This is a genomic window from Streptomyces sp. NBC_00876, assembly GCF_045207435.1.
Classification (GTDB): domain Bacteria; phylum Actinomycetota; class Actinomycetes; order Streptomycetales; family Streptomycetaceae; genus Streptomyces.
Map to the genome: position 1 here is coordinate 2,512,704 of NZ_CP108800.1, position 11,829 is coordinate 2,524,532.

At 70.6% G+C, this 11,829-nt stretch carries 11 protein-coding genes; 8 read left to right on the forward strand and 3 right to left on the reverse strand.

Features of this window, described 5'->3' with window-relative positions:
* Nucleotides 1–91: 91 nt before the first annotated feature.
* The 5 genes from OG782_RS11025 (at nt 92) to fabF (ending at nt 4,962) form a co-directional block, all read left to right on the forward strand.
* On the forward strand, nt 92–1,291 hold the full coding sequence (locus tag OG782_RS11025) for a CdaR family transcriptional regulator (protein WP_208764589.1): 1,200 nt from the start codon (nt 92–94) through the stop codon (nt 1,289–1,291).
* A gap of 89 nt (nt 1,292–1,380) precedes the next feature.
* Nucleotides 1,381–2,295: an ACP S-malonyltransferase gene (locus OG782_RS11030; protein ID WP_406449791.1), complete on the forward strand. Its 915-nt coding sequence runs from the start codon at nt 1,381–1,383 to the stop codon at nt 2,293–2,295.
* Between the two features lie 13 nt (nt 2,296–2,308).
* Entirely contained in the window at nt 2,309–3,310 is a 1,002-nt protein-coding gene (locus OG782_RS11035) for a ketoacyl-ACP synthase III (protein WP_406449793.1), read from the forward strand.
* 63 nt (nt 3,311–3,373) lie between these two features.
* Entirely contained in the window at nt 3,374–3,622 is a 249-nt protein-coding gene (locus tag OG782_RS11040) for an acyl carrier protein (protein WP_024490626.1), read from the forward strand.
* 77 nt (nt 3,623–3,699) lie between these two features.
* On the forward strand, nt 3,700–4,962 hold the full coding sequence (gene fabF / locus OG782_RS11045) for a beta-ketoacyl-ACP synthase II (RefSeq protein ID WP_406449795.1): 1,263 nt from the start codon (nt 3,700–3,702) through the stop codon (nt 4,960–4,962).
* A gap of 298 nt (nt 4,963–5,260) precedes the next feature.
* Here the strand turns inward: fabF and OG782_RS11050 are convergent, their stop codons facing one another.
* Nucleotides 5,261–5,755, reverse strand: a complete 495-nt coding sequence (locus tag OG782_RS11050) for a DUF3145 domain-containing protein (protein WP_406449797.1) — start codon at nt 5,753–5,755, stop codon at nt 5,261–5,263.
* 352 nt (nt 5,756–6,107) lie between these two features.
* Here OG782_RS11050 and OG782_RS11055 point away from each other — a divergent pair, with 352 nt between their 5' ends.
* From OG782_RS11055 to OG782_RS11065, 3 genes are all read left to right on the forward strand, one after another.
* On the forward strand, nt 6,108–7,025 hold the full coding sequence (locus OG782_RS11055; RefSeq protein WP_406449799.1) for an SGNH/GDSL hydrolase family protein: 918 nt from the start codon (nt 6,108–6,110) through the stop codon (nt 7,023–7,025).
* An 11-nt stretch (nt 7,026–7,036) separates the two neighbouring features.
* Nucleotides 7,037–8,035: an aldose epimerase family protein gene (locus tag OG782_RS11060; protein WP_406449801.1), complete on the forward strand. Its 999-nt coding sequence runs from the start codon at nt 7,037–7,039 to the stop codon at nt 8,033–8,035.
* 238 nt (nt 8,036–8,273) lie between these two features.
* Nucleotides 8,274–10,202 (forward strand): flavin monoamine oxidase family protein, encoded by a 1,929-nt coding sequence (locus OG782_RS11065; protein WP_406449803.1) that lies wholly within the window; start codon nt 8,274–8,276, stop codon nt 10,200–10,202.
* 13 nt (nt 10,203–10,215) lie between these two features.
* On the opposite strand, the gene OG782_RS11070 is transcribed toward OG782_RS11065, so the two are convergent.
* Together OG782_RS11070 and OG782_RS11075 are read right to left on the reverse strand one after the other, a co-directional pair.
* Nucleotides 10,216–10,824 carry a LysE family translocator gene (locus OG782_RS11070; protein WP_406449805.1) on the reverse strand — a complete coding sequence of 203 codons (609 nt, stop codon included), beginning with the start codon at nt 10,822–10,824 and terminating at the stop codon, nt 10,216–10,218.
* 20 nt (nt 10,825–10,844) lie between these two features.
* Nucleotides 10,845–11,669, reverse strand: a complete 825-nt coding sequence (locus tag OG782_RS11075) for an EI24 domain-containing protein (RefSeq protein WP_406449807.1) — start codon at nt 11,667–11,669, stop codon at nt 10,845–10,847.
* Nucleotides 11,670–11,829 lie beyond the last annotated feature (160 nt).

Sequence of the window (11,829 nt, forward strand, 5' to 3'; positions counted from 1 at the left end):
CGGGGGCCCGAAGGGTCCGCTACCCGACGGTACGACCCGCCACCGGCCCCGCCCCTTCGGGCACCCGTCCGGATAGGGCAGTCTTGTGTCCGTGCCCCGACCCGATCCTGAGCAGCCCGCTGCGAACGACGCCCATCTCCATGCCGCGACCCTGAAGCGACTGGAGCAGTCCTCCGGCCGGCTGGCCGCGAACGCGATCGCCCGCATGGACGAGTCGCTGCCGTGGTACCGGGCGATGCCCCCGGAGAACCGGTCCTGGATCGGCCTGGTGGCCCAGGCCGGTATCGCCGCGTTCACCGAGTGGTTCCGGCATCCGGAGACCCCGCAGGCCATCTCCACCGATGTCTTCGGTACGGCTCCGCGCGAGCTGACCCGGGCGATCACGCTGCGGCAGACCGTCGAGATGGTGCGGACGACGATCGAGGTCATGGAGGCCGCGATCGACGAAGTCGCCGCGCCCGGCGACGAGTCCGTGCTGCGCGAGGCGCTGCTCGTCTACGCGCGGGAGATCGCCTTCGCGACCGCCCAGGTGTACGCGCAGGCCGCCGAGGCCCGCGGCGCGTGGGACGCCCGCCTCGAATCCCTCGTGGTGAACGCGGTGCTGTCCGGCGAGGCCGACGAGGGCGCCGTGTCCCGGGCCGCCGCGCTCGGCTGGAACTCCCCCGAGCACGTCTGCGTGCTGCTCGGTACGGCCCCCGACGGCGACAGCGAGCTGACCGTGGAGGCGATCCGCCGGGCCGCCCGGCACGCCAAGCTCCAGGTGCTGACCGGGGTGCTCGGCAACCGTCTGGTCGTCATCGCGGGCGGCAGCGACAATCCGCTCCAGGTCGCGAAGGCGCTGATCGGCCCGTACGCGGCGGGTCCGGTCGTCGCCGGTCCCGTGGTGCCGGACCTGCTGGCGGCGACCCGTTCCGCACAGGCGGCCGCCGCCGGGCTGAAGGCGTGCAGCGCCTGGCAGGACGCCCCGCGGCCGGTCCTCGCGGACGATCTGCTGCCGGAGCGCGCGATGGCGGGCGACCCGGCCGCACGGGATCAGCTGGTGGAGGAGATCTACAGACCGCTCGAAGAAGCGGGCTCCGCCCTCCTGGAGACGCTGAGTGTGTATCTCGAACAGGCGAGCAGTCTCGAGGGTGCGGCCCGGATGCTCTTCGTCCATCCCAACACCGTGCGCTACCGGCTTCGACGTGTGACAGACGTCACCGGATGGTCGCCCTCCGATGTCCGGTCGGCGTTCACTCTGCGAATCGCCCTGATCCTGGGGCGCCTGGCCGACAGAGATCCCCAGTCCTAGACTTTTGTCGGACATCAACAATTCCCCATACGGTTCTTCGTCCCTGTCCCCACGGGCGTTCAGGGCCGTTCACAAGAGAGAGTGTGAGGGTGCTCGTACTCGTCGCTCCCGGCCAAGGCGCTCAGACGCCCGGCTTCCTGACTCCCTGGCTCGACCTCCCCGGTGCCTCCGACCGCATCGCGGCCTGGTCCGACGCCATCGGGCTGGACCTTGCCCACTACGGCACCAAGGCTGACGCGGAGGAGATCCGCGACACCGCGGTGGCCCAGCCGCTGCTGGTCGCCGCCGGTCTGTTGTCCGCCGCCGCGCTCGACGCGTCGCCGGGTGTCGTCGCAGGTCACAGCGTTGGTGAAATCACCGCAGCCGCTCTCGCCGGAGTCATCGGCGATGAGGCGGCACTCCGCTTCGTACGTACCCGCGGGCTCGGCATGGCCGAGGCGGCGGCGGTCACGGAGACCGGCATGGCGGCGCTGCTCGGCGGTGACCCCGAGGTCACCGTCCCGCACCTGGAGCGGCTCGGCCTGACCCCGGCGAACGTCAACGGGGGCGGCCAGATCGTCGCCGCCGGCACCGCCGCGCAGATCGCCGCACTCACCGAGGACAAGCCCGAGGGCGTGCGCCGCGTGGTCCCGCTCAAGGTCGCCGGCGCGTTCCACACGCACCACATGGCTCCCGCGGTCGAGCGGCTGCGCGAGGCCGCGACGGCGCTCGAGGTCTCCGATCCGACCGTGACATATGTCTCCAACGCCGACGGGAAGACCGTCGCCACCGGCGCGGAGGTCATCTCCCGGCTGGTCGGCCAGGTCGCCAACCCGGTGCGCTGGGACCTGTGCATGGAGACGTTCAAGGAGCTGGGCGTCACGGCGCTCATCGAGGCCTGCCCCGGCGGCACGCTCACCGGTCTGGCCAAGCGTGCGCTGCCCGGCGTGCAGACCCTCGCGCTCAAGACCCCCGACGACCTCGACGCGGCCCGCGCGCTCATCGCTGAGCACGCGGGCGCCTAAGGAGCCCGAGAGCATGTCGAAGATCAAGCCCAGCCAGGGCGCCCCGTACGCACGGATCATGGGTGTCGGCGGCTACCGCCCGACCCGTGTCGTGCCCAACGAGGTGATCCTCGAGACGATCGACTCGTCCGACGAGTGGATCCGCTCCCGGTCCGGTATCGCCACCCGCCACTGGGCCTCCGACCAGGAGACCGTGGCCGCGATGTCCGTCGAGGCGTCCGGAAAGGCCATCGCCGACGCCGGGATCACCCCGGAGCAGATCGGCGCGGTCATCGTCTCGACCGTCTCGCACTTCAAGCAGACCCCGGCCATCGCGACCGAGATCGCCCACAAGGTCGGCGCGGGCAAGCCCGCCGCCTTCGACATCTCGGCCGGCTGCGCGGGCTTCGGCTACGGCCTGACCCTCGCCAAGGGCATGATCGTCGAGGGCTCGGCTCAGTACGTGCTCGTCATCGGTGTGGAGCGGCTGAGCGACCTCACCGACCTGAGCGACCGCGCGACGGCGTTCCTGTTCGGCGACGGCGCCGGTGCCGTCATCGTGGGCCCGTCCAAGGTGCCCGCCATAGGCCCGACGGTCTGGGGCTCCGAGGGCGACAAGTCCGAGACGATCAAGCAGACCGTGGCGTGGGACACCTTCCACGCCGAGCGTCCGGAGAAGTTCCCGGCCATCACGCAGGAGGGCCAGGCGGTCTTCCGCTGGGCCGTCTTCGAGATGGCGAAGGTCGCCCAGCAGGCGCTGGACGCGGCCGGGATCGCCCCGGAAGACCTGGACGTCTTCATTCCGCACCAGGCCAACATGCGGATCATCGACTCGATGGTGAAGACCCTGAAGCTGCCGGAACACGTCACGGTCGCCCGTGACGTGGAGACCACCGGCAACACCTCCGCCGCCTCGATCCCGCTCGCTATGGAGCGGCTCCTGGCGACCGGTCAGGCGAAGAGCGGCGACACCGCGCTCGTCATCGGCTTCGGGGCGGGTCTCGTCTACGCCGCGACGGTCGTTACCCTCCCCTAGGCACACCGGGCCTTTCCGCCCGGACACCCGAACCCAGCAGATACACACCGAAGGAGCGCCAACATGGCCGCCACTCAGGAAGAGATCGTCACCGGTCTCGCCGAGATCGTCAACGAGATCGCCGGTATCCCGGTCGAGGACGTCCAGCTGGACAAGTCCTTCACCGACGACCTGGACGTCGACTCGCTGTCCATGGTCGAGGTCGTCGTCGCCGCCGAGGAGCGCTTCGACGTCAAGATCCCCGACGAGGACGTCAAGAACCTCAAGACGGTCGGCGACGCTGCCGACTACATCCTCAAGCACCAGGCCTGATCCAGCCGGTTCGTGTGTCGCCACCCGGCGGTGGCGCCGCTGATTCACGACCCTCTACACGTGGAGAAGATTTTCCAGTGAACTCGACCAATCGCACCGTGGTCGTCACCGGTATCGGCGCAACCACTCCGCTGGGTGGCGATTCCGCATCGACCTGGGAAGGTCTGATGGCCGGCCGTTCCGGCGTCAAGCCTCTCGAGGGCGAACGTTTCGCCGAGCTGCCTGTCCGGATCGCGGCCCTCGCGGCCGTCGACCCGGGAGACGTCCTGCCCCGTCCGCTCGCCCGCAAGCTGGACCGCTCGGCGCAGTTCGCGCTGATCGCGGCCCGTGAGGCGTGGGCGGACGCGGGGTTCACCGGCCCCGCCGGTGAGGACGAGAAGATCCGGCCCGAGCGGCTGGGTTCGGTCATCGCCTCCGGCATCGGCGGCGTGATCACTCTGCTCGACCAGTACGACGTGCTGAAGGAGAAGGGCGTACGCCGCGTCTCCCCGCACACCGTGCCCATGCTCATGCCCAACGGCCCGGCCGCCAACGTCGGTATCGAGGTGAACGCCCAGGCGGGCGTCCACACCCCGGTCTCCGCGTGTGCGTCGGGTGCCGAGGCGATCGGGTACGCCGTCGAGATGATCCGCACCGGCCGTGCCGATGTGGTCCTCGCCGGTGGCACAGAGGCGGCGATCCACCCGCTGCCGATCGCCGCGTTCGCCAACATGATGGCGATGTCCAAGAGCAACGACGAGCCCGAGAAGGCCTCGCGTCCGTACGACACCGGCCGGGACGGCTTCGTCCTCGGTGAGGGCGCCGGCGTCGTCGTCCTGGAGTCCGCGGAGCACGCCGCCGCGCGCGGTGCCCGGGTCTACTGCGAGGTGCTGGGCCAGGGGCTGTCCGCGGACGCCCACCACATCGCCCAGCCCGAGCCGACCGGCCGCGGTATCGCCGCCGCGATGCAGAACCTGCTGGACCAGACGGACCTCAAGCCGTCCGAGGTCGTGCACCTGAACGCGCACGCGACGTCCACCCCGCAGGGCGATGTCGCGGAGCTGAAGGCCCTGCGCAAGATCCTGGGCGACGACCTCGACCATGTCGCGATCTCCGCGACGAAGTCGATGACGGGCCACCTGCTCGGTGGCGCGGGCGGCATCGAGACCGTGGCGACGGTGCTGGCACTGCACCACCGCATGGCTCCGCCGACCATCAACATCGAGCACCTCGACGACGCGGTGGAGGCGGACATCGTGCGCGACACGCCGCGTCCGCTGCCGGAGGGGCCGATCGCGGCGATCAACAACTCGTTCGGTTTCGGCGGCCACAACGTGGTGCTGGCGTTCCGCAGCGTGTGACCTTTTTCCCGCCGTACGCGTGAAGCCCGCTTCCCCGGTGAGGGGAGGCGGGCTTCACGCGTGGCGCGGGCCTTTCCGGGGGCGCTGCCCCCGCACCCCCGCTCCTCAATCGCCGGAGAGGCTCGATTTGGCCTGATCGCCGCTTGAAGACGACCACCGGCGGGAGCAACCAAACCAGCCCCGCCCAGAAACCAGCCCCTCCGGCGATTGAGGAGCGGGGTGCGGGGCAGCGCCCCGGTTGGGCCTTGCGCCGGAGCCCCGCCGGCGATTGAGGCGCGGGGCGGAGCGCCTAACCCGGTCACACCACCTGGTGGAGCCAGCGGACCGGTGCGCCCTCGCCCGCGTGGCGGAAGGACTCCAGTTCGTCGTCCCACGGCTTGCCCAGGAGCTTGGCGATCTCCGCCTCCAGGTCCGTCTCCCCGCGCACCGACCGTGCCAGCGCGGCCCGCAGCCGGTCCTCGGGGACCAGGATGTCGCCGTGCATGCCGGTGACGGCGTGGAAGATGCCGAGTCCTGGGGTGGAGCTGTAGCGCTCGCCCTCCGCGGTCGGCGACGGCTCCGCCGTCACCTCGAAGCGCAGCAGATCCCAGCCGCGCAGCGCGGAGGCGAGCTTGGACGCCGTGCCCGGACTGGCCTGCCAGGAGAATTCGGACCGCCAGGTGCCGGGCGCGGCCGGCTGTCTGATCCAGTCGAGCTGGACCCGCACACCGAGGACACCCCCCACCGCCCATTCGACGTGTGGGCAGAGCGCGCGCGGTGCGGAGTGAACGTACAGAACTCCACGTGTCGTCACCGGGACCTCCAGTGTGGGACGAGGTTCGCCTTCCCCAGCGGCCTCGCGCCCGTACCGCCTCTTCTCGGCCGGTTCCCGAGGTTGTCGTCAGTAAACAACATCGGGGGCCTGTCTCCGGAAAAGGGGCAGTATGTAACGTGATGTGATGTTCGGAAGCCACCCGAGTGGAGCCGGGTGAGCGAAGGAGCCACTGGTTCGACGTGGAAAAGCTACCGCGCTGCGGCGTCCGAGGTGTGACGTACCGTCGGTCCCGGGCCCATGATTCGCTCAGCATTCACCCGGCAGGGCGCGCGGGCCCGCCGACCGGTGCCACGAGGGTGTGCCGGAGGCATGTACAGGAGGGGACCAGGGAATGCCGGATCGGTCCGTACGCCATCGCTCGCGCACCGCACTGGCCGCGCTGGCCGCACTGTCGTTCCTCGGCACGGCCGCGCTGACCGGCTGCGACTCCGGGCCCGACGGGACGGCGAAGGGCGCGGCCGCCTCGGAGCGCCGGCCGTCGGCCGCCGCCGGGCCGGTCTGGGACCGCAGCCCCGGCTCGGTCGCCGCGGTCGGGGACTCCATCACCCGTGGTTTCGACGCCTGTTCGGCGCTGGCCGACTGCCCCGAGGTGTCGTGGTCGACCGGCACGGACAGCGCCGTGCGCAGTCTCGCGGTGCGGCTGCTCGGCGCCTCGGGCGCGGCCGCACGCAGCTGGAACCACGCCGAGACGGGGGCCAGGATCGCCCAGTTGCCGGAACAGATGGCGCTGGCCGCGAAGGAGGACCCCGACCTGGTGACCGTGATGATCGGCGCCAATGACGCCTGCCGGGACTCGGCGCGGGTCATGACTCCGGTGGCCGACTTCCGCGCGTCGTTCGAGGCGTCGATGCGTCAGCTGCGCGGCGCGGCACCGAAGGCGCAGGTGTACGTGTCGAGCGTGCCGGACCTGAAGCGGCTCTGGTCGACGGGGCGCGGCAACCCGCTGGGCAAGCAGATCTGGAAGCTGGGGATCTGCAGGTCGATGCTGAGCGACGCGGACGACATGAGCGCCTCGGCGGTGGCCCGGCGCGCCGCGGTGCAGAAGCGCGTCGTGGCGTACAACGGGGTGCTGCGCGACGTGTGCGCGAAGGATCCGCGCTGCCGGTACGACGGCGGGGCGGTGTTCGACTACCGGTTCACCGGCAAGCAGCTCAGCCAGTGGGACTGGTTCCATCCCGGCCGCAACGGGCAGGCGCGGCTGGCCGAGATCGCGTACCGCAACGTCACGGCGGCCCGGCCGCCCGCGTAAAGTCGGCGATCATGGACACGGGTTCGAACACGGTGATGAGTACGGAACACTTCGGCACCCTCGCGGACGGCACCGCCGTGCACCGCTGGACGCTGGAACGCAGCGGCACGCGGGTGCGCGTCCTGACGTACGGGGCCATCGTGCAGTCGGTCGAGGTGCCGGACCGGGACGGCGTGTCGGCCGGGATCGCGCTCGGGCTGCCGGATCTCGCCTCCTACCAGAAGTACACCGGTCCCTATTTCGGCGCTCTGGTCGGGCGGTACGCGAACCGGATCGGCGGGGCGGCGTTCGACCTCGACGGGCGGACGTACCACCTCACGCGCAACGAGGGCCGCAACCATGTGCACGGCGGGGCCCGCGGCTTCGACAAGCGCGCGTGGAACGCCCGGGAGACCGCCGGCGGTCTGGAACTCTCCCTGGTCTCGGCGGACGGCGAGGAGGGCTTCCCGGGCCGTCTGGAGCTCTCGGTGGCCTACACCCTGGACGAGGACGGGGCGCTGCACATCGCGTACCGGGCCACGACGGACGCGCCGACCGTCCTGAACCTGACCAACCACACGTACTGGAACCTGGCGGGCGCGGACAGCGGCGTCGCGCTGGGCCAGCGGCTGCGGATCGCGGCCGGGGAGATCACTCCGTCCGACGCGGAGTCGCTGCCGACGGGCGAGTTCCTGCCGGTGGAGGGGACCCGGTTCGACTTCCGGGAGCCGCGGCCGGTCACCAAGGAGTACGACACCAACTTCGTGCTGGACCAGGACGTGGCGGGTCCGGTGGCCGAGTTGTACGACGAGGTGTCGGGCCGCGTCGTCACCGTGACGACGACGGAACCGGGGCTGCAGCTCTACACGGCGGACCACTTCGACGGCCGCCCGTTCGGGCCGTGCGCCGGGATCGCCCTGGAGACCCAGCACTTCCCCGACTCGCCGAACCGGCCGGAGTTCCCGAGCACGGTGCTGCGGCCCGGCGAGGAGTACGTGTCGACGACGGTGTACGGCTTTTCAACGCGCTGACGCGCTGATGTGCTGATGTGCTGATGCGCTGACATGGCGGTGAGCGGGGAGCCCCGGAGCGGTGTCCAGACCCTCTCCGGGGCTCTCGCGCACTCCGAGCCCAACCCGGGCCGCGCCCTACCTGACCTGGGCCAACGCCGATAATACAAGATCGTTAAGCGGCACCTGCGAGTGATTCCGGGGTCGTCTACGCGCGTCCGCGCAATGCGCCCCTTTTCGCGCCCCCCAATGTGGCCGTATGACTTCCAAGCCCACCGGACCGACTTCCGGTCTGCCCTCCAGGCGCACCATGATCGCGGGCGCCGCCGCAGGTGCCGCCGCCCTCGCCACGACCGCCGTGACTTCCGCGCCCTCCGCGCAAGCGGCTCCGCCCGGCTCGCTCGCCGCGGCCCCCGGCTCCGACTGGAACGCCTGCCTGACGGTGGCCCGCGCCATCCTCGTACGCGACGAGCAGGACGAGTCGCTGGTGCCGCACTACCGTGACGTCCTGCTCTCCAAGGGCCTGCCGCGCAGCGCCAAGGGCCCCAAGAAGGTGCTGATCATCGGCGCGGGCCCGGCCGGACTCGCCGCCGCCCGGCTGCTCCGCGACGCCGGGCACACCGTCACCGTGATCGAGGCCAACGGCAACCGGGTGGGCGGCCGGATCAAGACCTTCCGCACGGGCGGCCACGAGAACGCGAAGTCCCCGTTCGCCGACCCTAAGCAGTACGCCGAGGCCGGCGCGATGCGGATCCCCGACAGCCACCCCCTCGTCACCGGGCTCATGGACAGCTTCGAGCTGAAGCGCCGCCGTTTCTACCTCGTCGACGTCGATGCCGCGGGACAGCCCGTCAACCACACCTGGATCCACGTCAACGGCGTCCGGGTCCGCAAGGCGGACTACGCGAAGAAGCCGCAGGCGGTCAACCGCTCCTTCGGGGTCCCCGCGGAGTTCGAGGACAAGACCGCCTCGACCATCGTGCGGGAGGCCTTCGCCCCCGTACGCAAGGAGTTCGAGGGCAAGGAGGGCTCGGAGCTCGTCAAGGGCTGGGCCCGGGTGATCCAGAACTACGGCCACTGGTCGATGTTCCGCTTCCTGACCGAGGCGGCCAAGCTCGACGAGCGCACGATCGACCTCATCGGCACCGTCGAGAACCTCACCTCGCGGCTCCATCTCGCCTTTGTGCACAGCTTCATCGGGGCTTCCCTGATCAGCCCGGACACCGCGTTCTACGAACTGCCCGACGGCACGGCGACCCTGGCCGACGCGATGTACGAAGAGGTCAAGGACCTGGTGCGGCTGGACCGCCGGGCGGCCAGGATCAGCCACGGCGACGCCGGGGTCCGGGTCGAGACGGTGTCCGAGGGCCGGGACGGCACCATCGTGCGGGAGACGTTCAAGGGCGACCGGGCGATCGTCACCGTGCCGTTCTCCGGACTGCGCCACATCCCCGTCGCCCCCGCGCTCTCGTACGGCAAGCGGCGCGCGATCACCGAGATCCACTACGACGTGGCCACCAAGGTGCTGCTCGAATTCAGCCTGCGCTGGTGGGAGTTCGAGGAGAAGCACTGGAAGGAGGAGCTGGAGAAGATCCGGCCGGGGCTCTACGACGAGTACCGGCTCGGCAAGGCGCCGGCCGACGGTTTGCTGCTGGGCGCGCACCCCTCCGTACCGTCCGGACACATCCCGCCCAACCAGCGCGTGCACTACGCGGCGTACCGCGCGACCGCCCGCAACCAGCCCGAGGCGGCGCACGTCATCGGCGGCGGGTCCATCACCGACAACGCCAACCGCTTCATGTTCCAGCCCTCCCACCCCGTCGACGGGAGCAAGGGCGGTGTTCTGCTCGCCTCGTACAGCTGGGCCGACGACGCCCTGAAGTGGGACTCGCTGGACGACGACGAGCGCTACCCGCACGCCCTGGGCGGGGTGCAGGACGTGTACGGGCAGCGCGTCGAGGTCTTCTACACGGGGGCCGGCGCCACCCAGTCGTGGATGCGCGACCCGTACGCGTACGGCGAGGCATCCGTTCTGCTGCCCGGCCAGCACACCGAACTCCTCGCCGATGTGCGTTCGGTCGAGGGGCCGTTGCACTTCGCGGGCTGCCACACCTCGGTCAAGCCCGCCTGGATCGAGGGCGCGCTGGAGTCGGCGGTCCGCTCGGCGCTGGAAGTACACGCGAGCTGAGCCCCGGCGGGGCTCAGCGGGCGAGACCCAGGGTGACGCCGAGTCCGACGAGCACCGAGCCGATCCCCCGGTTGAGGACCTTCTGCCACCGCAGCATCGCGGTGCGCAGATGGGCGTGCGAGAAGAACAGCGCGACCAGGGAGAACCAGCCGAAATGGGCGAAGGACATGAAGAGCCCGTAACCGGCCTGCCGCCACAGACCGGTTCCGGGCCCGACGACCTGGGTGAAGGTCGACACGACGAAGAGGGTGGTCTTGGGGTTCAGCGCATTGGTGAGAAAGCCGGTGCGCAGGGCTCCCCACGGGCTCAGGCCGGACTTCGTCTCCAGGTCGACGTCCAGGTCGTTGCGGGCGAAGAACGTCCGCAGCCCGATGTAGACGAGGTACCCGGCGCCCGCCAGCTTGATCGCGGTGAACAGTGCGGTCGAGGACGCGATCAGCAGCCCGACGCCGAGCATGGTGTACGTGACGTGGACGAGGACGCCCGCGGCGACTCCGGCGGCCGCGAGCAGCCCGGTCGTCCGGCCGTAGAGATAGCTGTTGCGGACGACCATCGCGAAGTCGGCCCCCGGGCTGATGACCGCGAGGACGGTGATGACGGCAACGGCGAATATCTCGGTCATGGGTCCCTGGCTCCCGCTTCTCAGTCCTGGTCGAGGCCGTGCGGCAACGGGGAGGGTACCGTTTCCGGGTTCTTCCCGTCGTCCGGTTCACCGCCGTCCGATTCGCCGCCGTCCCCCACCAGTTCGCGCGCCAGCAGGGTCGCCCCCGCGACGGCCCCCGGCATCAGGAACACCGCGACGAACGGGACCAGGAAGGCGAGACCCAGCGGTACGCCGAAGCCGAGGATCAGCAGGCGGCGGCCGCGCAGCAGGACGAGCCGGTCCTTGAGTGCCATGCCGCGGCGCTGGAGCGCGACGGCGGTGAGTTCCTCGGCCAGGAAGTAGCCGGTGACGCAGAAGCCGATGAGCGGGACGACGGTCTGGCCGGCGACCGGCACGAAGCCGAGGGCGAAGAGGATGACCGCGTACAGCGCGACCCTCGCCAGGATGCGCACGCTGTCACGGGCGGAGATCCACAGCTCCCGCCAGAGCGGCAGCCCCGACTTCGGGACGGTGCCGCCCTCGACGCGGTCGACCTCCTCGGAGAGCGACTCGTAGAAGGGCTGTCCGACGAGCAGGGTCACGGCGGTGAACGTGATCACGGCCAGGAGGAGGCCGAGGCAGAAGACCAGCACGGTCAGGGTGGTGCGCAGCGCGCCGGACCAGGGAGAGGACCAGTCGTCGGCGAAGGGGGTCGCCCAGTCCGCCAGGTCGTCGGCCCCGTAACCGAGGCCGATGAGCGCGCCCGCGTACAGGAACAGGGTGATCAGGCCGGGCAGCAGCCCGATGCCGACCCATCTGCCGTGTCCGACGACCCAGCGCTGGCCCTTGATCAGATATCCGAAGCCCGCCCCTGGATCACGCATGGCGTCAGCCTAACGGGATCCGGGGGCGGGGCTTTTTCTCGCGGGGCGGGGCTTTCCCCGGGTGGGACTGGGCTCTTCCCGCGGGGCGGGGCTTTGCCCGGGTGGGGCGGGGCCTTTGCCCGTGGGGCGGGTGCGGTCAGGTCAGGTCAGGTCAGGTCAG

What these genes read in the sequence shown, in the direction of transcription:
- OG782_RS11060 (WP_406449801.1), top strand. Translation starts at nt 7,037, where the DNA reads ATGGACACGGGTTCGAACACGGTGATGAGTACGGAACACTTCGGCACC.
- OG782_RS11065 (WP_406449803.1), top strand. Translation starts at nt 8,274, where the DNA reads ATGACTTCCAAGCCCACCGGACCGACTTCCGGTCTGCCCTCCAGGCGC.
- OG782_RS11055 (WP_406449799.1), top strand. Translation starts at nt 6,108, where the DNA reads ATGCCGGATCGGTCCGTACGCCATCGCTCGCGCACCGCACTGGCCGCG.
- OG782_RS11075 (WP_406449807.1), bottom strand. Translation starts at nt 11,669, where the DNA reads ATGCGTGATCCAGGGGCGGGCTTCGGATATCTGATCAAGGGCCAGCGC.
- OG782_RS11040 (WP_024490626.1), top strand. Translation starts at nt 3,374, where the DNA reads ATGGCCGCCACTCAGGAAGAGATCGTCACCGGTCTCGCCGAGATCGTC.
- OG782_RS11070 (WP_406449805.1), bottom strand. Translation starts at nt 10,824, where the DNA reads ATGACCGAGATATTCGCCGTTGCCGTCATCACCGTCCTCGCGGTCATC.
- OG782_RS11035 (WP_406449793.1), top strand. Translation starts at nt 2,309, where the DNA reads ATGTCGAAGATCAAGCCCAGCCAGGGCGCCCCGTACGCACGGATCATG.